Source organism: Kitasatospora sp. NPDC058218, assembly GCF_042882445.1.
Taxonomy (GTDB): Bacteria; Actinomycetota; Actinomycetes; order Streptomycetales; family Streptomycetaceae; genus Kitasatospora.
Map to the genome: position 1 here is coordinate 42,206 of NZ_JBHVWC010000013.1, position 20,315 is coordinate 62,520.

The 20,315-nt window shown below is 74.4% G+C and carries 18 protein-coding genes; 9 read left to right on the plus strand and 9 right to left on the minus strand.

Annotation, left to right across the window (positions count from 1 at the left end; genetic code table 11):
* Positions 1-51: 51 nt before the first annotated feature.
* Complete coding sequence (locus tag ACFVYI_RS10405; protein WP_387883107.1) at positions 52-690, plus strand: HAD family hydrolase; 639 nt, start codon at positions 52-54, stop codon at positions 688-690.
* 41 nt (positions 691-731) lie between these two features.
* Here ACFVYI_RS10405 and ACFVYI_RS10410 read toward each other — a convergent pair whose 3' ends face one another.
* Positions 732-968, minus strand: a complete 237-nt coding sequence (locus tag ACFVYI_RS10410; protein ID WP_387883109.1) for a hypothetical protein — start codon at positions 966-968, stop codon at positions 732-734.
* 452 nt (positions 969-1,420) lie between these two features.
* On the opposite strand from ACFVYI_RS10410, the gene ACFVYI_RS10415 reads away from it, so the two are divergent.
* Positions 1,421-1,804, plus strand: coding sequence for a cold-shock protein (locus tag ACFVYI_RS10415; protein ID WP_360624836.1), 384 nt, complete (start codon positions 1,421-1,423; stop codon positions 1,802-1,804).
* Between the two features lie 45 nt (positions 1,805-1,849).
* Here the strand turns inward: ACFVYI_RS10415 and ACFVYI_RS10420 are convergent, their stop codons facing one another.
* From ACFVYI_RS10420 to ACFVYI_RS10435, 4 genes are all read right to left on the minus strand, one after another.
* Positions 1,850-2,695 carry a 1,4-dihydroxy-6-naphthoate synthase gene (locus ACFVYI_RS10420; protein WP_387883112.1) on the minus strand — a complete coding sequence of 282 codons (846 nt, stop codon included), beginning with the start codon at positions 2,693-2,695 and terminating at the stop codon, positions 1,850-1,852.
* On the minus strand, positions 2,688-3,506 hold the full coding sequence (locus ACFVYI_RS10425; RefSeq protein WP_387883114.1) for a futalosine hydrolase: 819 nt from the start codon (positions 3,504-3,506) through the stop codon (positions 2,688-2,690). The genes ACFVYI_RS10420 and ACFVYI_RS10425 overlap by 8 nt, the downstream gene beginning before the upstream one ends.
* Positions 3,507-3,517: 11 nt before the next feature.
* On the minus strand, positions 3,518-4,051 hold the full coding sequence (locus tag ACFVYI_RS10430) for a hypothetical protein (RefSeq protein WP_387883117.1): 534 nt from the start codon (positions 4,049-4,051) through the stop codon (positions 3,518-3,520).
* Between the two features lie 72 nt (positions 4,052-4,123).
* Entirely contained in the window at positions 4,124-5,473 is a 1,350-nt protein-coding gene (locus ACFVYI_RS10435; protein WP_387883351.1) for an MFS transporter, read from the minus strand.
* 588 nt (positions 5,474-6,061) lie between these two features.
* Between ACFVYI_RS10435 and ACFVYI_RS10440 the strand changes: the two genes are divergently transcribed.
* Entirely contained in the window at positions 6,062-6,943 is an 882-nt protein-coding gene (locus ACFVYI_RS10440; RefSeq protein ID WP_387883354.1) for a DUF3027 domain-containing protein, read from the plus strand.
* 169 nt (positions 6,944-7,112) lie between these two features.
* Entirely contained in the window at positions 7,113-10,442 is a 3,330-nt protein-coding gene (locus tag ACFVYI_RS10445; protein WP_387883119.1) for a sacsin N-terminal ATP-binding-like domain-containing protein, read from the plus strand.
* On the opposite strand, the gene ACFVYI_RS10450 is transcribed toward ACFVYI_RS10445, so the two are convergent.
* Genes ACFVYI_RS10450 through ACFVYI_RS10460 form a run of 3 tightly spaced genes read right to left on the minus strand, consistent with a single transcriptional unit; the run spans position 10,406 to position 13,610 of the window.
* Positions 10,406-10,735, minus strand: a complete 330-nt coding sequence (locus ACFVYI_RS10450) for a hypothetical protein (RefSeq protein ID WP_387883122.1) — start codon at positions 10,733-10,735, stop codon at positions 10,406-10,408. The genes ACFVYI_RS10445 and ACFVYI_RS10450 overlap by 37 nt on opposite strands.
* Before the next feature lie 18 nt (positions 10,736-10,753).
* Positions 10,754-13,255 carry an HAD-IC family P-type ATPase gene (locus ACFVYI_RS10455; protein WP_387883125.1) on the minus strand — a complete coding sequence of 834 codons (2,502 nt, stop codon included), beginning with the start codon at positions 13,253-13,255 and terminating at the stop codon, positions 10,754-10,756.
* A gap of 52 nt (positions 13,256-13,307) precedes the next feature.
* On the minus strand, positions 13,308-13,610 hold the full coding sequence (locus ACFVYI_RS10460) for a DUF2530 domain-containing protein (RefSeq protein WP_387883127.1): 303 nt from the start codon (positions 13,608-13,610) through the stop codon (positions 13,308-13,310).
* A 303-nt stretch (positions 13,611-13,913) separates the two neighbouring features.
* Between ACFVYI_RS10460 and ACFVYI_RS10465 the strand changes: the two genes are divergently transcribed.
* From ACFVYI_RS10465 to ACFVYI_RS10475, 3 genes are all read left to right on the plus strand, one after another.
* Positions 13,914-15,374, plus strand: a complete 1,461-nt coding sequence (locus tag ACFVYI_RS10465; RefSeq protein WP_387883129.1) for an NCS2 family permease — start codon at positions 13,914-13,916, stop codon at positions 15,372-15,374.
* A gap of 396 nt (positions 15,375-15,770) precedes the next feature.
* The gene (locus ACFVYI_RS10470) at positions 15,771-16,298 is read left to right on the plus strand and encodes a DUF6313 family protein (RefSeq protein WP_387883131.1); all 528 of its coding nucleotides are present in this window, start codon (positions 15,771-15,773) and stop codon (positions 16,296-16,298) included.
* 3 nt (positions 16,299-16,301) lie between these two features.
* Positions 16,302-16,691, plus strand: coding sequence for a hypothetical protein (locus ACFVYI_RS10475; protein ID WP_387883133.1), 390 nt, complete (start codon positions 16,302-16,304; stop codon positions 16,689-16,691).
* Positions 16,692-16,773: 82 nt separating this feature from the next.
* Here ACFVYI_RS10475 and ACFVYI_RS10480 read toward each other — a convergent pair whose 3' ends face one another.
* The gene (locus ACFVYI_RS10480; RefSeq protein WP_387883135.1) at positions 16,774-17,223 is read right to left on the minus strand and encodes a VOC family protein; all 450 of its coding nucleotides are present in this window, start codon (positions 17,221-17,223) and stop codon (positions 16,774-16,776) included.
* Positions 17,224-17,354: 131 nt separating this feature from the next.
* On the opposite strand from ACFVYI_RS10480, the gene ACFVYI_RS10485 reads away from it, so the two are divergent.
* A complete protein-coding gene (locus ACFVYI_RS10485) occupies positions 17,355-18,278 on the plus strand; it encodes a DUF4231 domain-containing protein (RefSeq protein WP_387883138.1) in 924 nt (307 codons plus the stop codon).
* Between the two features lie 254 nt (positions 18,279-18,532).
* On the plus strand, positions 18,533-20,245 hold the full coding sequence (locus tag ACFVYI_RS10490; protein ID WP_387883140.1) for a hydrogenase maturation protein: 1,713 nt from the start codon (positions 18,533-18,535) through the stop codon (positions 20,243-20,245).
* Positions 20,246-20,315 lie beyond the last annotated feature (70 nt).

The window sequence follows — 20,315 nt, forward strand, 5'->3', positions numbered from 1 at the left end:
AGCAGGGCCGGAGCCCGGCGGCGCGGCGGCGGTGTTGGATAGCCTGACGGTATGCCTGCGACTCCGGATGTCCCGCTCACCGTCGGCTTCGACCTCGACATGACCCTGCTGGACACCCGGCCCGGTATCCGGGCCACCTACCTGGCACTCGCGGCCGAGACCGGCGCGTACATCGACGCGGACCTCGTGGTCACCCGGCTCGGCCCGCCACTTCTGGACGAGATGCGCAACTGGTTCCCGGCCGAGCGGGTGTCGGCGGCCGCCGACCGCTACCGCGAGCTGTACCGGGACCACGCCTTCGCCCCCACCGTCGCCCTGCCCGGCGCGCACGCCGCGGTCGACGCGGTGCGCGCCCATGGCGGCCGGGTCGCGGTGATCACCGGCAAGTACGAGCCGAACGCCCGGCTGCACCTGGAGCACGCCGGGCTGCACGCGGACGCGCTGGTGGGGGACCTCTGGGCGGAGACCAAGGGCGTCGCGCTGCGCGAGCACGGCGCGACGGTGTACGTCGGGGACCACCTCGGCGACATCGTGGGTGCCCGGCACGCGGACGCCGTCGCGGTGGCCGTGGCCACCGGACCCTACGGGGCCGAGGAGCTGCGGGCGGCGGGCGCGGACGTGGTGCTGGCCGACCTCACCGGCTTCCCGGCCTGGCTGGCCGGGCACCTGGCCGGGCGCCCGGTCGGCTGACCGCGCGCCCCGGCGCGGGCCCGGGGGCGCCGGCGCGGGGGTCAGGCGTCGGCGTGCACCCGGCGGCGCTGGGCGCGGGCGGAGAGCAGCAGGCCGGTCAGGGCGAGCAGGAAGCCCAGCGGCATCAGCATGCTCAGCCAGTACGCGGCCGTCGGCAGCGGCGTCAGGTGCAGGAACAGCGGGACGAAGGTGACCAAGGTGGCGAGCGCGCCGAGCCCGAAGACGATCGCTCCGGCCTTGACGTAGGCGTCGCCGCGGTCGGCGCTCTGGCTGCTCACTGGGGTGCTCCTCTGCGGTCGGTCTGCCGCCCCAGTCTGGCAGAGGCCGCCGGTCGCGGCGGCGGTGGAGCGCTTCGCGGGCGACCCGTCCGGTCACGTTGCGCAGTTTCCCGGAAGCTGGGAGTTTTGATCCCTGCTGGGCGGGGGTATGCAGGCTGTGCCGAGGGGTGCGACAGGTGCGCCCCGTCTCCTCAGACCGGGGGTGTGAGCCAGTGGAAAGCGCGAAGTCGCGCCCCGGCCATGCCGATACCGGGTCGCCGGTGGCCACCAGAGCCCGGTACGGATCTTCCGCGGACCGCGGATGAGGCAGTGACGGACCGTTAGTCTGCTCCCCACAGCGTGCTGACCATGAGCGCCCCCACGGGCGCGGAGCCGAGGTCGGCCCGCCCTCCCACCCAGTGATCCCCGGCCAGGGCCGGGATCCCTCACACCCACATCGAGGACTGTTCGAGATGCCCACCGGCCAGGTCAAGTGGTTCAACGAGACGAAGGGCTTCGGCTTCCTTTCGCGCGACGACGGCGGCGACGTCTTCGTCCACACCAAGGCGCTGCCCGCCGGTGTCACCGTGCTGAAGCCCGGCCAGCGGGTCGAGTTCGGCGTGGTCGCGGGCCACCGCGGCGACCAGGCGATGGCCGTGCAGCTGCTGGACGCGCTGCCGTCGGTCGCCGCCGCCACCCGCAAGAGCCCGGACGACATGGCGGCGCTCGTACAGGACTTGATCACCATGATGGACGCGGTGCTGCCCGGTCTCCAGCACGGCCGCTACCCGGCCAAGCCGACCGGTCAGAAGCTGGCCGGTGTGCTGCGCGCGGTGGCGGACCAGTTCGACGTGTAGGCCGGTGCGGCCGGGCCCGGTTCGTCCGCGCCCGGCCGGCCGTTCTCAGGCGTCCAGCGCACCCGCGTCGAGCGGGGGCACCAGCCCCTCGGCGGCGGCCCGGGTGAGCAGCGCCCGCACGGCGGCGTAGCCGTCCTCGCCGAGGTCGGCGGTGAACTCGTTGACGTACAGGCCGATGTGCTGGTCGGCGACGGCCGGGTCCATCTCCTGGGCGTGCGCCAGCACGTACTCCCGGCCGGCCGACGGGTCCGCCCAGGCCTGCCGGACGGAGGCGCGGATCGCCTCGGTGATCGCGCGCAGCCGCTCGGCGCCCAGCGAGCGCTTGGCGATGATCGCGCCGAGCGGGATCGGGAGGCCGGTCTCCCGCTCCCAGGCCTCACCCATGTCGGCCAGGCTGCGCAGCCCGTACTGCCGGTACGTGAACCGGGCCTCGTGGATCACCAGACCGGCGTCCACCCGGCCCTCCCGGACGGCGGGCATGATCTCGTGGAACGGCAGGACGACGATCTTCCCCAGGCCGCCGGGCACCGCCTTGGCCGCCCAGAGCCGGAACAGCAGGTAGGCCGTGGACCGCTCGGAGGGGACGGCCACAGTCCGGCCGCTCAGGTCGTCGCCGGTCTCGGGGCGGGTGAGCACCAGCGGGCCGCAGCCGCGGCCGAGCGCGCCGCCGCAGGGCAGCAGCGTGTACTCGTCCAGCACCCAGGGCAGGGCGGCGTAGCTGACCTTGAGGACGTCCAGCTCGCCGCGCTCGGCCAGCCCGTTGGTGATGTCGATGTCCGCGAAGGTGACCTCGGGCGCCTCCGCACCGGGCACCAGACCGTGCGTCCAGGCGTGGAAGACGAAGGTGTCGTTCGGGCAGGGCGAGTGGGCGATGCTCAGCCGTTCAGCCACGGCGGGCCTCCTTGGACGTCGTCAGAAGCTCCGGGTAGGGGAGCGCGGCGAAGGCCCGCTCCAGCGCGGCCAGGGCCTCGCCGATCCGCCAGGCGGCCCGGTCGCGGGGGCCCACCGGGTTGGACACGGTGCGCAGCTCGAAGGCCGGCACCCCGTGCCGGGCGGCGGCCTCGGCCACCCCGAAGCCCTCCATCGCCTCGGCCACCGCGCGGGGGTGGCGGGCGATCAGGGCGGCGGCGCGCTCGGCGCTGCCGGTCACCGTCGAGACGGTGAGCACGGTGCCGGTGACGACGGTGGGAGGGGCGGCGGCGTCGTCGGTGGCAGCGGCGCCCAGTGCCTCGGCGGCGAGCGCCACGGCGGCCGGGGCGGGGGTGTGCAGGACCGTCCCGAAGCCCAGCTCGGTGACGTCGGCGAAGCCCTCCGGGGTCTCCGCGCCCAGATCGGCGGCCACGATCGCCTCGGCGACCACGGTCGCGCCGACCGGCGCCCGCGGGGCGAACCCGCCGCCGATGCCGGCCGAGACCACCAGGTCGTAGCGGCCGACGGCGAGCACGGCGGACGCGGCCGAGGCGGCGGCGGCCGGGCCGACCCCGCCGGCCAGCACGTCCACGGTGACCCCCGAGGGGTGCTCGGCGCGGTGCAGCTCACCGCCGGGCACCGGCACCGGGCCGGGCCCGGCGACGTCCTCGGCCCGGCCCAGGCCCCGCAGCACGGCCGAGGCCTCGGCCGGCACCGCGACGACGACGAGCAGCCGACCCCACCCGGGGGCCGGCTGCTCGTCGTCGTGACGTGCGGGAAGGCGCGCGGTCATCGGACGGCCGGTCAGGCGTCCTGGGTGTTCAGCTGGAAGTACCAGACGCCGTAGATCGCGTCCGGCTGCTTCGGGTCCGACTCGACCACGGTGACCAGGGTCTTGCCGGTGGCGTTGAGGGCCTTGGAGGCCGACACCGAGCCGGAGTAGGTCGAGCCCTTGGCGGCGGAGGCGAGGATGAAGCGGCCGCCCTGGGCCTGCTGGCCGCCGTTGGTGTTGGCCCACCAGCCGCGGTCGGCCACGTCCGGGGTCACACCGAGACCGAGCTGGTCACTGGCGACCACGTCGGAGCTGGGGAGCTTGCCCGCGTCCAGGGCCTGGCTCGCCTTGTCCTGGCACTCCTCCTGCTGCTGCTCGGTGAGCGGCTTGCCGTCGTTGAAGCAGAACGGCCCGACCTCCATGGAGGAACGGCCGACCGTGAGGGTCACACGGTGGCTGGAGGGTTCTTCCTGGCCCGTCGCGTAGGCGATGGACCCGCCGACCGTGCCGGCGCCGATCACGACGACGGCGCCGACGGCGGCGATGACACGGGTGCTGAGGCTCATGCGTCAGAGGCTACCGGGCTTTGCCGATCACGCTACGCGGGGGTCGGCAACCGCGTGTTGCGGCCGGCGGACCTACGCCACGCGCGGTGCGGCCGCGCGCCGCCGCACCCCCACCTTGAACAGCGAGCGGACCGTCCAGAGCAGCACCAGGCCGACCACCGCGGCCGCCACCGAGAGGCCCAGTGCGCCGTCCAGCGGCAGCAGGATGCCGACCGCGCCGCCGGCCACCCAGGACAGCTGGAGCAAGGTCTCCGAGCGGGCGAAGGCCGACGTCCGCACCGACTCCGGGACGTCCCGCTGGATCAGCGCGTCCAGCGCCAGCTTGCCCAGCGAGGCCGCCACCCCGGACGCCGCGGCGACCACCACCACCGTCACCACGCCGTACCAGAGCGCTGCGGCGGCCGTCGCGCAGGTGGCCAGCAGCAGCATCGCGGTGACCGTCGCCTCCGAGCCGCGGGTCCGCAGCCAGGAGCCGAGCACCGACCCGAGCGCGTTGCCGGTACCGGCGGCCAGCGCCACCAGGCCGAGGGCCAGGGTCGGCTGCAGCCCGCCGATCGGGTCGTCGCGCAGCAGGAACGCCAGGAACATCACCAGGAAGCCGACCAGCCAGCGCAGCGCCGACATCGCCCGCAGGGCCAGGATCACCGACGGGCCGACGGTGCGCAGGGACGCCTTCGGGACCGTCGCGCCCGTCGCCGCCCCGGCGGCCTCGCCGTGCACCTCGGCATGCAGGACGGCCCGCTGCTCGCCCTTGGCGGAGTCCACCTTGTGCGGCAGGTGGAAGGCCATCAGGGTGCCGACCACGAAGACCAGGAAGGCGCCGCGCAGCGGCCAGCCCGGCCCGATCAGGTGCAGCAGCCCGCCGACCCCCGCCGCCACCATGGTGGCCAGCAGACCGGCCAGGGTGACCCGGGAGTTCGCCTTCACGAGTGACAGCCGGCTCGGCAGCAGCCGGGGCACCACCACGCTGCGCACCACCCCGTACGCCTTGGACGCCACCAGGACGCCCAGTGCCTCCGGATAGAGCGCCAGGCCGCCGCCGGCCACCGTGCCGGCCATCGTCCACGCCAGCACCGCGCGGGCCAGCATCGACATCGCCATCGCGGCCCGACGGCCGTGCGGCAGGCGGTCCAGCAGCGGGCCGATCACCGGGGCCAGCAGGGCGAACGGCGCCATGGTGATCAGCAGGTAGAGGGCGACCCGGCCGCGCGCCTCGCCGGTGGGGACGGAGAAGAAGATGGTGGACGCCAGCGCGACGGTGATCAGCATGTCGCCGAAGGAGTTCAGTGCGTGCAGCTCGATCAGCTTGGCCAGACCGGACTCCCCGGCGCCCTCGGCGGAGGTGGCCCGGCGGATCCGCCGGCCGGTGCCGTGCACGACCTTGCCCGTCCGGGAGCCGGCGGCGGAGGCGGTGCGGACCAGGAAGTTACGGCGCGGCTCCGCGGTCCCGTCGAGCTCCGCGGTCCCGTCGAGCGCCGCCCCGTCGGGTTCCGCGGTCTTGTCGAACTCCTCGTCGACCGGCCGGTCCGGGTGTTTCACGAGATCCACCGGCGGCCCCTCGCCGTCCGGTCCGGGCGCCGTCGAGACGCCCACCGGCTGCGGTTCGCCCGCAGCGAGGGCCGGAGCCTGCTGTCGCGGCACGGCGTTCGCCTCGTCGGGGCTGCCGGCCTGCGAGGCGCGCAGTGCGTGCTGCGACGGTTTTTCGTCCGCCACAAGCCCATCCTGCCCCAGAATCGGTTCTGCGACGCGGGATTCCGGTCCGCTCGGCGCGGCCCTTCCGGGGTCGGCGGCCGCCCCGGACTGTGCCGGGTGGCCGACCGGCGGGTAGCCTGCCCAGGGTCCGCCCGAACGCGCACCGGACTCCGGGGGACCGGACGAGCGGCGCGGCCGGTATCCGTGGCGGCCCGTGGTCGCGCAGAATGGTCGAGGGACACCGAGCCGCGACGGAACAGGGCAACACGCCGTGGGCAACAGAAGAACTGGGAGAGAATCGACGCCGTGAGTGCTGCGATGCGAAGCCGTACCCCCGATCGGCTCTGTGCCGAGGCCGTCGAACTCGCCCGGCAGGCAGCGGACGAGGCCGTCGGAGCAGAGACCGTAGGGGCCCACCTCGGCGTCCAGGCGGATGCCGACCGCGTCGTCACCCACACCTTCGAGTGCCTGGACGCGGCATACCGGGGCTGGCACTGGGCCGTCACCGTGGCCCGCGCCCCGCGCGCCAAGAACGTCACCCTGGACGAGGTCGTGCTGCTGCCGGGCGCCGACGCCGTCCTCGCGCCGCAGTGGGTGCCGTGGAGCGAGCGACTGCGTCCCGGCGACATGGGCCCCGGGGACCTGCTCCCCACCGACGCCGACGACCTGCGCCTGGAGCCCGGCTGGACCGGCGAGGACGAGCCGGCGCCGAACTCCGCGGTCGCGCTGGCCGCCGACGAGGACGTGATCGTCTCCGACCCGAACGTCCAGCCCGCGCCGGCCCGCGCCCAGATCGGCGCCCTCGCCGAGGAGCTCGGCCTGGGCCGCAGCCGGGTGCTCTCCCGGCTCGGTCTGCACCTGGCCGCCGACCGCTGGGAGAAGGCGCACGGCCCGCAGACCCCGATGGCACAGGCCGCGCCGGCCTCCTGCGCGAGCTGCGGCTTCCTCGTCCCGATCGGCGGCTCGCTCGGTCAGGCCTTCGGCGTCTGCGGAAACGAGTTCGGCCCGGCCGACGGCCAGATCGTCTCCTTCGCGTACGGCTGCGGCGGCCACTCCGAGGCGGCCGTCATCCCGGCCCCGCCGGCGCCGTCCGAGCTGATCCTGGACGAGCTGGTGGTCGAGCCGCTCCAGCTGCACCCCGACCGCACCTCCGGCTCGGTGGAGCCGGACGGCCCGGCCGAGGAGCTCGGCCACTCCTGAGTCCGGTGGCGCCGACCCCGCCCCGGCGGGGTCGGCGGCGGGCCGTCGTCCCGCACCGCCGAACACCGGCCACGGTCCGGGCCCGCCCCACCCCGGTCCGCCGGGGGTGCCCGTACGGGGGAGAATGCCCCCCGTACGAAGTACAGGGCGGCGGAGGGTGGCAGTTCCAGTGGAACCTCGGATCATCGGCAGCGGTACGGACGAGCACCACGCGGACCCCTTCGGCAGCGCCACACTGCGCCGCCGGGTGCTGGACGCCTGGGCCGCCTCCCCGGCCCGGTTCCGGGAGGACGCCAACGCCGAGGAGGAACTCGCCCTCGGCGGCTACCGCGACCGGCTGGTCGTCGAGTTGGCGCAGAACGCCGCCGACGCGGCGGCCCGCGCGGGCGGCGCCCCGGGCCGGCTGCGGCTCACCCTGGCGGACGGTGTGCTGGCCGCCGCCAACACCGGCGCCCCGCTGGACGCCGCCGCCGTCGAGTCGCTCTCCACCCTGCGCGCCTCCTCCAAGCGCGCCGACGAGCAGCCCACCGTCGGCCGGTTCGGCGTCGGCTTCGCGGCCGTCCTGGCCGTCACCGACGAGCCCGCCGTGCTCGGCGCCGCCGGCGGCGTGCGCTGGTCGCTCGGCGAGGCCCGCTCGCTGGCCGAGGCGCAGCCCGCGCTCACCGAGGAGCTGCGCCGCCGCGACGGCCACGTACCGCTGCTGCGCCTGCCGTTCTCCGCCGAGGGCCCGGCTCCCGACGGCTACGACACGGTCGTCGTGCTGCCACTGCGCGACGCCGCCGCCGAGGACCTCACCCGCCGGCTGCTGGCCGGGATCGACGACGCCCTGCTGCTCACCCTGCCCGGCCTCGCCGAGATCGTGGTGGAGACCGAGGAGGGCACCCGCACCCTCACCCGCGGCGCGACCGAGCCGCGCCCCGACGGCGCCACCGAGCCGGGCCCCGAAGGGGTCTTCGAGGTGACCGTCACCGACGACGCCGGCGGGCGGCTGCGGCGGACCGTCTGGCAGACCGCCGGCGCCTCCGGCACCCTGGACGCCGCGCTGCTCGCCGACCGCCCCACCGAGGAGCGCGCCCGCCCGTACTGGACGGTGACCTGGGCCGTCCCGGTCGCCGTCGACGGCAGCCCGCAGCCGACCGGGATCGCCCCCGTGCTGCACGCGCCCACGCCCAGCGACGAGCCGCTCGGCCTGCCCGCGCTGCTGATCGCCTCCTACCCGCTGGACTCCACCCGCCGGCACGTCGCCCCCGGCCCGCTCGCCGACTTCCTCACCGAGCGCGCCGCCGACAGCTACGCCGACCTGCTGCGCGCCCGCGGCGGCGACCTCGGCTCGCTCGGGCTCGTCCCCGGCCCGCTCGGCCAGGGCGCGCTGGACAACGCACTGCGGGCGGGGATCCTCTCCCGGCTGCCCGGCACGCCGTTCCTGCCGCACCCGGCGCCGGTCGAGGAGGGCACGCCCGCGCTGCGGCCCCGGGACGCCACGGTGCTGGAGGGCGCGGACGGCTCGGTCGTCGAGGCGCTCGCCCCGATCTTCCCCGGGCTGCTGCCGGCCGGCCTGGAGCGCCGCACCGAGCTGCGGGTGCTGAACGTGCGCCGGGTGCCGCTGGCCGAGGTGGTCGACCAGCTCGGCGGCCTGGACCGTGAGCCCGCCTGGTGGCGCAACCTCTACGCGGCGCTCGGCGCGGCCGACCCGGAGGCGCTCGGCGCGCTGCCCGTGCCGCTCGCCGACGGGCGGACGATCACCGGTCCGCGGCGCGTCCTGCTGCCCTCGGAGGACGCCGACTGGGCGGCCTTCCCCGGCTACCCCGAGGCGTTGGCCGGCGCGCTGGCCCTGCTCGATCTGCGGCTGGCCCACCCGGAGGCGGCGCACCCCCTGCTGGCCAAGCTCGGCGCCGGCACCGCCACCCCGGCCGGCGTGCTGGACACCCCCGAGGTGCGGGCCGCCGTCGCCCGCTCCTACGAGCTGGCCGAGGACGACCTGGACGCCGCCACCGACGTCGCCGACTCGGTGCTCGCCCTGGTCAAGGCGGCCGCTCCGGCGGTCGGCGAGCACCCGTGGCTGGCCCGGCTGGCGCTGCTGGACGACGAGGGCGAGCCGGCCCGCGCGGGTGAGCTGATCCTGCCGGACAGCCCGTTCGCCGCGCTCGCCCGGGAGGAGGACGCCGGCTGGGTCGACGACGACCTGCTGGACCGCTGGGGCCCCGAAGTCCTGTCCGCGGTCGGCGTGTTGGCGGACTTCGTGCTGGTCCGCGCCGAGGACGTGGTGCTCGACCCGGACGACCTGGAGCGGCTCGACCCGACCGCCCCCGCCGACCGCGCGGCCGGCGGCCACCCCACCGGGCTGCTGGACGAGGCGCCCGACGGCCTCGCCGAGTGGGCCGAGGACGCCCTGGAGGCGCTGCACGCCGACGACGCCGACTCGGTGGGCGTCCCGCCGGTCGCCGCCGAACTGCTGGCCGTGCGCGACCTCGACCTGGTGGACGACGACGCGTGGCCGCAGGCGCTCGCCGCGCTCGCCCGCCCGCCGTACCGGGACGCCGTGGTCAACCCCGTCCGCACCCTGCTGCCCGACGGCTCGTACACGGACCTGCCGCCGTACACCGCCTGGTGGCTGCGCGACCACCCGGTGCTGGACGGCCGCGAGCCGGCCGGGCTGCGCGCGGCCGGCGCCGACCCGCTGCTGCGCGGCCTCTACGACGAGGCCCGGACGACGCTGGACGAGCAGTTCCTGCACGCGCTCGGGGTGCGCACCACGCTGGCCGCACTGCTGGCCGAGCCGCACGGCCCGGACGAGCTGCTGGACCGGCTCACCGATCCCGCCTCCAAGCTGGGCCACCGCCAACTGCACGGCATCCACAGTGCGTTGGCCCGGGTCGAGGCGGACCGGATCGACCCGCTGGACGCCGTCCGGGCGCTGCCGCCGCTGGATCCGGAGACCGGCCGCCGCCCCGCGCACACGGTGATCGTGGACGCCACCGAGGCGGTCGTCGCCGACGCCCCGGACCTCGTCCAGCTGCTCCACGCGTACCCGCTGCTGCCGGTCGCCCCGGCGCTGGCCGCCGACCTCGCCGAGCGGCTGCACGTCTCGCTGGCCAGCGAGGTGGCCGGCGGCCGGGTGCTCTCCGAGGGGCAGCTGCACCGGGTGCCCGCCGTGGTCCGCGAGCTGCTGCCCGGCTGCCCGGTCGCGTACGAGGAGCACGAGGAGCTGCTGGTGGTCGGCCCGGACGGCGAGGAGGCCGCCGTGGACTGGCGGTGGGACACCTCGGCCGGTACCCCCGAGGCGCCCTACGACCCGGACGCGGCCGAAGCCGCCGACGAGGACGACGAGTTCGAACTGCCGCCGGTGCCGGGGCTGCTGCACGCCGCGACCCCGGAGGGGCTGGCGGCCGGTCTGGCCTGGTCGGTCGGGCAGTGGCACCGCCGGTTCGAGGTGCTGGCCGCGCTCACCGAGCCGGACCGCGCCTACGAGCTCTCGGCCGCCCGGGACTTCGAGGGCTGACCGGGCTGGCGGGCCGGCGGCCGGTCGGACCCGGCCGGGCGCGGGGTGCCCGGTCGGTGCCCGGCCGGGGCGGTCCTCGCGCCGGCCCGGGCGGCCGCGCCCAGCCGCCGGTAGAGGCCGACCGTGACGGCGAGCCAGACCGCCCCGACCGCCACCGGCGCGGCCCTGCGCAGCCACGGGCCCGGCTCGATCAGCTCATGGGCGCCGACCAGCGCGAGGCCGGTGACCCCGGCTGCGAGCAACCCTCCGAGGAAGGCGCTGAACGCCTCCAAGTCCCCACCCCTGCGCGCCATTCGTGACCCCCTTCGGGGTCAATCATCGGCCTTGCGCCGCATGATCCGCCAGGTGACCTCCAGCAGCAGCCCGGCCACCAGGGCGATGCCGACGCCGATCCACGGGTCCCGGGTGCCGGAGAGCGAGAGCTGGAAGAAGTCCGACAGCCAGGGCACCGTCAGCACCAGCGTGAACGCCCCGCCCATCGCCGCGATCAGCAGCAGCCGCCACCAGTTGTACGGCCGGGCCACGATCGCCAGCACCCACATCGCCACCAGGAACAGCGTCAGCGTCGCCACGCTGGTGTCGGACTCCAGGTCCGTGGCGTGGTCGGCCCGGGCCAGCGCGTACGCGGTGAAGGTGGCCGTGCCGGCGATGATCCCGCCGGGGACGGCCAGCCGCAGTACCCGGCGGACGAACCCCGTCCGGGCCCGCTCGTTGTTGGGCGCCAGCGCCAGGAAGAACGCCGGGATGCCGATGGTGAGGGTGGAGAGCACCGTCGAGTGCCGGGGCAGGAACGGGTAGGGCGAGTGCGTGAAGATCACCAGCAGCGCGAGCAGCACCGAGTAGACCGTCTTCACCAGGAAGAGCCCGGCCACCCGCTCGATGTTGCCGATCACCCGCCGGCCCTCGGCCACCACCGAGGGGAGGGTGGCGAAGGAGTCGTTCAGTAGCACGATCTGTGCGACGGCCCTGGTCGCGTCGCTGCCGGTGCCCATCGCCACGCCGATGTCGGCGTCCTTGAGTGCCAGCACGTCGTTGACGCCGTCGCCGGTCATCGCCACGGTGCGCCCGCGCGACTGCAGCGCCCCGACCAGCTCGCGCTTCTGCTGCGGGGTGACCCGGCCGAAGACGGTGGTCCGCTCGGCGGTGTCGGCGAACTCCTGCGGATCGGCGGGCAGGTGGCGGGCGTCCACCGGGTGGTCGGCACCGGGCAGGCCGAGGTGCGAGGCGACCGCGCCGACCGAGACGGCGGCGTCGCCGGAGATCACCTTGGCCTGGACGCGCTGCCCCTCGAAGTAGCGCAGGGTCTCGGCGGCGTCCCCGCGCAGCCGCTGCTGGAGCACCACCAGGGCGAGCGGCTGGAGGTCGGCGGCCGGATCGGGCGCGTCCAGCGGGACGGGGGTGCGCCCGAGCAGCAGCACCCGCAGACCCTTGGCGCCCAGCTCGTCCACCTCGGCGAGGGCCGGGTGGCCGGAGGGCAGCAGCACGTCCGGGGCGCCCAGCAGCCAGCTGGCCTCGCCGCCCTGCGGTTCGAGCAGCTGCACGCCGCTCCACTTGCGGGCGGAGGAGAACGGCATCGCCTCGATCACCCGCCAGCCGCCGGCGGGGCTCCCGGCGCCGGTGCCTGCTTCGTCCCTCCCGTACGCGTCGATGACGGCCTGCATGGAGGGGTTGGGGCGGGCGTCGGCGCCGGCCATCACCCCGAGCGCCTGCTTGACGACGTCCGGGTCGGCGAGGACGTGCCGGGCCAGGGGCGCGTCGGGCCGCAGGTGACCGTCGGCCTCCGGCACCTGCGGCAGGGTGCGCAGCTCGACGACGTCCATGCCGCCCTCGGTGAGGGTGCCGGTCTTGTCCAGGCAGACGGTGTCCACCCGGGCCAGCCCCTCGATCGCCGGCAGCTCCTGCACCAGGCACTGTTTGCGGCCCAGCCGGACGACACCGATCGCGAAGGCCACCGAGGTCAGCAGCACCAGCCCTTCCGGGACCATCGGCACGATGCCGGCGATCATCCGGCGGACGGCCTCCTTCCAGTCCCGGCCCTCCACGGCGAGCTGGCTGATGATCAACCCGATCGCGGTGGGGACGAGCAGCCAGGTGATGAACCGCAGGATGCTGTCGATGCCGGTGCGCAGCTCCGACTTCACCAGGGTGAACTTGCTGGCCTCCTCGGCCAGCTGCGCCGCGTACGCCTCGCGGCCGACCTTGGTGGCGGTGAACGCGCCCGCGCCGGCCACCACGAAGCTGCCGGACATCACCTGGTCGCCGGGCTGCTTGAGGACGGGGTCGGGCTCGCCGGTGAGCAGCGATTCGTCGATCTCCAGGCCGTCCGCCTCGGTGACCTCGCCGTCGACGATCACCTTGTCCCCGATGCCCAGCAGCACGGTGTCGTCCAGCACGATCTCGCCGGTGGCGATCTGCTGGACGGTGCCGTCCCGGCGGACCTCCGGTTTCGCCTCGCCGATCAGCGCGAGGCTGTCCAGGGTCTTCTTGGCGCGCATCTCCTGGATGATGCCGATCGCCGTGTTGGCGACGATGACCAGGCCGAACAGTCCGTCCTGGATGGGGCCGACGACCAGGATGATCCCGAACATCACGCCGATGATCGCGTTGAACCGGGTGAAGACGTTGGCCCGGACGATCTCCCGGGTGGAGCGGCTGGACCGCACCGGGACGTCGTTGACGTCGCCGCGGGAGACCCGCTCGGCCACCTCGGCGGCGGTCAGCCCGCCGCGCCTGCCGGGCAGCAGACCGAGCGGGTGGGCGCCGTCGTGCCGGTCGCCGGGCGTCTCTTCGCCGGGCTGCGCAGGGTGCGTCATGGCACCGACTCTACGGGCGCCTTATGTCCGATGCGTGCTACTAAAGGACTATTCAGTCCGACTGGGTGGCCGGGTCCGCGCCGTCACCGGCGGCGGCCTCCGACGCGGCCTCGGCGGCACGGTCGCGGGCGATGGCGTCCCGCCGGGCGCGGCAGTACCAGAGGCCGATCAGGCCGAGGCCCGCCCCGGACAGGCAGATCCACGGCCAGGTGCCGTGCCCGTGGTCGGAGAGGGTGCCCTGGAAGGGGAGCAGCACCAGGAAGGCGACGAACCACAGCACCGTGCCACCGCCGACGATGGCGACGTCGTTGGCCTCCAGCGGCGGGGGCGAGGGGTGCAGCGGGCTCTTCGGCATGACGCCTAGCGTACGGTGCGGGGTGCCGTTGTCCGCCACCGCGCGGGCCGGATCCGGGCGCCGTCGGCGGGCGGCCGCCGGTGGCGGCGGGGCGGTGCGGGACGGGCTCCGGCCGGCCGCGCGTTCTACGCGCGTTCTACGCGCGAAGATAGCGCGTGTGCGATCGGGGAACTCATACTTGTGATTCCGGTTGGCCGCGCCATGCCCAGGACGCCTGTGTTCGTGCCCGTCCCACCGGGCCCGCCCGGCCACCGTCGCTCCGGGCGTTCACCCTCTCCTCAGCCCCCACCAGAGGACGCACGCATGCCTGTGGCCCAGCCGACCACCGAGTCGCCCGAGCCCGCCTCCAGCGCACCGAAGCCCCCCGCCGGCGCACTGGACCGCTACTTCCGGATCTCCGAGCGCGGCTCCACCCTGTCGCGCGAGATCCGCGGTGGCACGGCCACCTTCTTCACCATGGCCTACATCCTGGTGCTCAACCCGATCATCCTGGCCAGCGCCACGGACATGACCGGCGCCCACCTGGACAGCGCCCAGCTGGTCACCGCGACCGCCCTCACCGCCGGCCTCACCACCCTGCTGATGGGCGTGATCGGCAACGTCCCGATCGGCCTCGCCGCCGGCCTCGGCGTCAACACCATCGTCGCGCTGCAGCTCGCACCCAAGATGACCTGGCCGGACGCCATGGGCATGGTGGTGCTGGCCGGCTTCGCGATCATGATCCTGGTCGCCACCGGCCTGCGCGAGCGCGTCATGAACGCCGTCCCGCTCGGCCTGCGCAAGGCGATCGCGATCGGCATCGGCCTCTTCATCGCCCTGGTCGGCCTGGTCGACTCCGGCTTCGTCAGCCGCATCCCGGACGCCGCCCACACCACCGTCCCGCTCCAGCTCGGCGGCAACGGGCACCTGCTCGGCTGGCCGGTGCTGGTCTTCGTGCTCGGCCTGCTGCTCACCCTGGTGCTGGTCGTCCGCAAGGTGCCCGGCGCGATCCTGGTCTCCATCGTCGTGATGACCGGCCTCGCCGTGGTGATCGACAAGATCGCCGACATCCCGGCGATGAACTGGGGCCTCACCGTCCCCAGCTGGCCCGGCAACCCGGTGGCCGCCCCCGACTTCGGCCTGGTCGGCAAGGTCAGCCTGTTCGGCGGCTTCGAGAAGGTCGGCGTCCTCACCGGCGTCCTCTTCGTCTTCACCGTCCTGATGTCCTGCTTCTTCGACGCGATGGGCACCATCCTCGGCGTCGCCGACGAGGCCCACCTGCTGGACGAGAAGGGCGACCTGCCCGGCATCAACAAGATCCTCATGGTGGACGGCATCGCCACCGCCGCCGGCGGCGCGACCTCCGCCTCCGCCAACACCTGCTTCGTGGAGTCCACGGCCGGCGTCGGCGAGGGCGCCCGCACCGGCTTCGCGTCGATCGTGACCGGCGCGTTCTTCGTGGTCGCCCTCTTCCTCACCCCGCTCGCCACCATGGTCCCCGCCCAGGCCGCCACCCCGGCCCTGGTCACCGTCGGCTTCCTGATCCTGGCCAACTCGATCAAGGACATCGACTGGGCCGACTACACGATCGCGATCCCGGCCTTCCTGACCATGGTGATGATGCCCTTCACCTACTCCATCACCAACGGCATCGGCTTCGGCTTCATCGCCTTCTGCGTCCTGCGCCTCGCCGCCGGCCGCGGCCGCGAGGTCCCGATAGCGATGTACGCGGTCTCGGCCGTCTTCGCCTTCTACTACCTGATGCCGGCCCTCGGTCTGCTCTGATCACTGCCCGGCACCGTCGAGCCCTCCCCGCCTCACGCGGGGAGGGCTCGATGCTTTCCCGGGCGCGGGAGGCTGCCGGCGGCTCCCGCGCCCGAAGGGTCGGCCGTTTCGGGAGACTCCGCCCCCGAATTCGGACGGGGCAATGCCGGGCTTCGCCTGCATGCCGAGTCCGGGCTGGGGCAGAATCGGCCACGCCGACGGTCGTCTCGCGGGTGACCGGCCGGGTCGGCGTCCGATCACGTGGGGGAGCAGTTGGTCGTCGGACCCATTCCGATTCCCGGGCATCTGAAGCTGCCGGCCGGGCGGCAGGGCGTTGCCAGGCGAATACGTCGGACCTGGCGCTCGCGGAAAGCCCTCACGGGCACCACGCAGTGGGTCATCGACTGGGGGATCCCGATGGCCACCGGCCTGGGCGTCCTCTACCTGTTCGCGGCGCGGGTCGGAGGCGCGAGCTCCGTCTACCGGACCTTCACCCTGATCGATCCGCCGAAGCACGTGCTCCTGTGGGTGGCGTCCCTGCTCGGCTGGCTCCTGGTGCCGGCCATCATCGGTGGTTTCGCCGGGCACATCATCGCCCAGCGCATCAGCAGCGTGAAGGCGATCTCGACCAACAGCATGTTCCGGCGCCGCCCGCTGAGCCGGCGGCTGAGGCCGCCGGGGCTGATCGACGACCTCGGGCCGTACTTCCACGGGACGTACGCGCGGCAGGAGTTCGTCGACTCCTGGGTCCGGGTGGTCCACCGCAACGACTGGACGATGGCCCAGGACCACTGGGAGGTCTACGTCCGGGACCTGATGTCGACCCAGCAGTACGCCCATCTCGACCGGCACGAGTGCCTGCGCCAGGCGCAGAACGCGGGCCGGATCGTCCTCAGGTTCACCGGCCGGACCGGGGACTGCATCGTGTGCGACAGGAGGCGGTGACCCGTGCGCTCCGAGGACGCGGTCGAGATCGTACGGGCCACCCTGGCCCTGGCCTTCCCGACCGCCAGTGCGGAAGGGCTGACCCGAGCGGCGGAGACGGTGATCCGGTGGGGGTCGGAGGAGGCCGCCCAGCAGCTCGACGAAGGGCTGACCACCCGCATGCTGCTCGACCTGCTGGGGGCGGCCGGGGTGTCGCCGGCCGACTTCCGACCCGCCGAACGCGACTGGCTGGCGCGGCGGTACGAAGAGGCCGCGCCGTACCGGACCTGGTCGCACTCCGAGGGAATGCCCCGATTGCCCTTCCTCCCCCGGCCACTGGACGAGCCGATCGAGCCGACCGATCCCGACAACCCGGACGATCCGAATGGTCGTGGCTTCGCGTCCGGGCGCTGATCGGCGGCGGGGCCACGGCGACACGGGGGAGGGCTCGTGGGACGTCGGACCCGCCGACTTCCCACTCCGGGGCGGCGGCCGGCTACTGGACGCAGAACTCGTTGCCCTCGGGGTCGGCCATCACGACGTGTTCGCCGCCGGGCTCCTTGACGTGGCGCAGGGCGGTGGCGCCGAGGGTCTCCAGCCGCTGCACGGTGGCGTCGCGGTCGGCGGGGCCGGGGTGGAGGTCGAGGTGGAGGCGGTTCTTGGTGGTCTTCTCCTCCGGGACCTGCTGGAAGAGCAGGCGGTGGCCGAGGCCGGTGTCGCTGACCGGGTCGAAGGGCTCGTCGGGGTGGCGGACGGCGGCGAGGGCGCGGAAGGCGTTGTGGCCGTCGACCTCGGTGAGGAGGTCGGGGGTGATCGCGCCGGCCGACAGCAGGCGCTCGATCAGGGCGCTGTGGTCCTCGATCCGGTACTCCAGGGCGGCGGCCCAGAAGGCGGCCTGGCGGTGCGGGTCGGTGCAGTCGATGACGAGCTTCCAGTGCAGAGGCATGTAACTGTTTGTAGCGGTTACCAGTGGCGCGATCAATCACCGACGTGAAGAATCTGTCAAAAATGGGTCTGTGTAGGGCAGTTGGTGGTGGGCATACTGCCTGGACGGGAGACGGGGAGGGGGCTCTACCGATGGTGCAACAGGATCCGCCCGGGGGAGACGAGGCGAAGCTGCTGCCGGAGCTGTTCCGGACGGCGGACCAGGCCTCGCTGGACGGTCAGCGCGAGACGCTGCGCTGGTACAGGGGGCTGATCGGCATGCTGGTGATCGCCGCGGTGGTCGGCTCGCTGCCGGGGCCGGAGCACCGGGGGGACAGCGACATCACACCGCTCTTCTCGGTGGTGGCGTTCCTGGTGGCCGGCTACTTCTGGTCACGGCTGCGCCGCAGCAACCCGCAGGGGCGGTGGTACGAGGCGCGGGCGGCAGCCGAGTCGGTCAAGACGCTCGCCTGGAAGTACTCGATGCGGGCCCGGCCGTTCGACGGCGAGGCGCAGTCGGCGGAGGTGGACCGCGGCTACCTGCTCCAACTGGAGGACGTGCTGCACGCCTTCGAGGACCCGGAGATCGTGCCGCCGGGCACCGTCCCGGAGATCACCCCGGAGATGCGCCGGGTGCGGGCCGAGAGCCTGGTCGCGCGCCGGACGCTCTACCTGCGCACCCGGGTGGAGGGGCAGCGCACCTGGTACCGCTCGCGGGCCGAATCATGCGAGTCGCAGGCGGTCTCCTGGGGGCTGGGGATCGCCGCGCTGATCATCATCGGTGCGGCGGCGGCGATCGCGCAGGCGGTCGGCGCGCTGCCGGTGCACGTCTTCGGCGCCAGTTCGGCGGCGGCCGCCGCGGTGATCGCCTGGACCCAGCTGAAGCAGCTGCGCCCGCTGGCCGCCGCGTACCAGCTGGCCGCGCGCGAGCTGGAGAACGTCGGCAACCAGCTCTCCGACCTCGACCTGAAGACCCCGGACGCCGAGGTGCGTTGGGCGCGGCTGGCGGCCGAGGCGGAGGACGCGGTCTCGCGCGAGCACACCACCTGGCGGGCCCGGCGGGCGTTCCCGAGGTGAGAACCGGCGAGGGTCGGTGAGCATCGGCCCGGGTGGTGAAACGCCGCGGCGCCCAGCGCCCGCCGCCCCGGCCGCGTCACGGGAGAAATCGGGAGGTCGTGGGGAGATCGGGCGAAGCCCGCGCACTGCTTGGCGCACAGGTGTGCAAGGTGGGTGAGGGTCGGCCGGGGAGGGCCCGTCCGTAATCGTTACGTGTCCATGCCCTGGTTTCATCGCCTCCGCGCACGACGTCAGTCACTGCCCGGAGGCCCCCCTTGCGCGTTCTTCTGATCGCCACCGCGTTCAACAGCCTGACCCAGCGCGTCCACACCGAACTCCGCGAGCGCGGCCACGAGGTGGCCGTGCAGCTCGCGCTCGGCGACGAGCCGGTCCGGGCCGCGGTGGCCCGCACCGACCCCGAGCTGATCATCTGCCCGATGCTGACCAAGGCGATCCCGGAGGACGTCTGGTCGACCAGGACGGTCCTGATCGTCCACCCCGGCCCCAAGGGCGACCGGGGCCCCTCCTCGCTCGACTGGGCGATCACCGAGGGCGCCGAGCGGTGGGGCGTGACCGTCCTGCAGGCGGTGGCGGAGATGGACGCCGGGGACATCTGGGCGTCCGTCGACTTCCCGGTGCGGGCCTGCGGCAAGAGCGAGCTCTACCGGGGCGAGGTCGCGGACGCCGCCGTGGAGGCGGTGCTGCTGGCGGTCAGCCGCTTCGAGGGCGGGCTGTTCACCCCCGAACCGCTCGACTACGACCGGCCGGACGTCCGCGGACAGCTGCGGCCCTTCCTCAAGCAGGAGGCCCGCCGGATCGACTGGTCCGCCGACGACACCGCCACCGTGCTGCGCAAGCTGCGCGCGGGCGACTCGCAGCCGGGCGTGCTCGACGAGCTGTACGGGCGCGAGTACTTCCTGCACGGCGGCCACCCCGAGGACGAACTGCGCGGCGCCCGGCCAGGTGCCGTGATCGCGACCCGGGACGGCGCCGTCTGCCGGGCCACCGTGGACGGCGCGGTCTGGATCCCGCAGCTGCGCCCGCGCCGGACCCCCGGCGGGCCGGCCACCTTCAAGCAGCCGGCCGCGACCGTGCTCGCCGACCACCTCCACCGGGTCCGCGAGGTGCCGGTCACCCCGGCCTCGGCGGCCGGGCGGGACACCTGGGCGGAGATCCGCTACCACGAGCGGGACGCCGTCGGCTTCCTCGAATTCGCCTTCGCCGGCGGGGCGATGAGCACCGAGCAGTGCCGCCGCCTGCTGGCCGCCTACCGCGAGGCGGCGGACCGGCCGACCTCGGTGCTGGTGCTGGGCGCGCCCCGGGACTTCTTCTCCAACGGCATCCACCTCAACGTGATCGAGGGGGCGTCGTTCCCGGCGCTGGAGTCCTGGGAGAACATCAACGCGATGGACGACCTGGTCGAGGCGATCCTGACCACCACCGACAAGCTCACCGTCTCGGCCCTGGCCGGGAACGCGGCGGCCGGCGGGCTGATGCTGGCGATCGCCGCCGACGAGGTCTGGTGCCGCGAGTCGGCGGTGCTCAACCCGCACTACCGGCTGATGGGCCTCTACGGCTCCGAGTACTGGACGTACACGCTGCCCCGGCGGGTCGGCGCCGAGCGGGCCGAGCTGCTGACCACGCAGACGCTGCCGGTGGGCTCGGCCCGGGCCGAGCGGCTGGGCCTGGTGGACCGGACGTCGGGCGGCAGCGCGGCCGAGTTCCGCCGCTGGGTGGAGCGGGAGGCGGACCGGCTGGCGGGCTCGCCGGAGCTGACCGGCCGGCTGGTGGAGAAGAAGCGCCGCCGGGCCGAGGACGAGGAGACCCGGCCGCTGGCCGACCACCGGGCGCAGGAGCTGCGGCGGATGCACCGCAACTTCTACCGGGACGGCGAGCCGTACCACGGGCTGCGGCGCGACTTCGTGCACAAGGTCTGCCCGGTGGCCACGCCGGAGCACCTGACGGGGCTGCTCGGCCGCTCGGAGTGAAGCGCGGTCCGGCGGGGGCGGCGCACCACGGGCGCCGCCCCCGCCGGCCGTGCGTTCGGCACCCGTCGGC

Coding starts and splice junctions, on each gene's coding strand:
- ACFVYI_RS10405 (WP_387883107.1), top strand. CDS start 52: ATGCCTGCGACTCCGGATGTCCCGCTCACCGTCGGCTTCGACCTCGAC.
- ACFVYI_RS10480 (WP_387883135.1), bottom strand. CDS start 17,223: ATGCCTCTGCACTGGAAGCTCGTCATCGACTGCACCGACCCGCACCGC.
- ACFVYI_RS10440 (WP_387883354.1), top strand. CDS start 6,062: ATGCGAAGCCGTACCCCCGATCGGCTCTGTGCCGAGGCCGTCGAACTC.
- ACFVYI_RS10485 (WP_387883138.1), top strand. CDS start 17,355: ATGGTGCAACAGGATCCGCCCGGGGGAGACGAGGCGAAGCTGCTGCCG.
- ACFVYI_RS10450 (WP_387883122.1), bottom strand. CDS start 10,735: ATGGCGCGCAGGGGTGGGGACTTGGAGGCGTTCAGCGCCTTCCTCGGA.
- ACFVYI_RS10425 (WP_387883114.1), bottom strand. CDS start 3,506: ATGACCGCGCGCCTTCCCGCACGTCACGACGACGAGCAGCCGGCCCCC.
- ACFVYI_RS10415 (WP_360624836.1), top strand. CDS start 1,421: ATGCCCACCGGCCAGGTCAAGTGGTTCAACGAGACGAAGGGCTTCGGC.
- ACFVYI_RS10460 (WP_387883127.1), bottom strand. CDS start 13,610: ATGCCGAAGAGCCCGCTGCACCCCTCGCCCCCGCCGCTGGAGGCCAAC.
- ACFVYI_RS10430 (WP_387883117.1), bottom strand. CDS start 4,051: ATGAGCCTCAGCACCCGTGTCATCGCCGCCGTCGGCGCCGTCGTCGTG.
- ACFVYI_RS10465 (WP_387883129.1), top strand. CDS start 13,914: ATGCCTGTGGCCCAGCCGACCACCGAGTCGCCCGAGCCCGCCTCCAGC.
- ACFVYI_RS10455 (WP_387883125.1), bottom strand. CDS start 13,255: ATGACGCACCCTGCGCAGCCCGGCGAAGAGACGCCCGGCGACCGGCAC.
- ACFVYI_RS10470 (WP_387883131.1), top strand. CDS start 15,771: ATGGCCACCGGCCTGGGCGTCCTCTACCTGTTCGCGGCGCGGGTCGGA.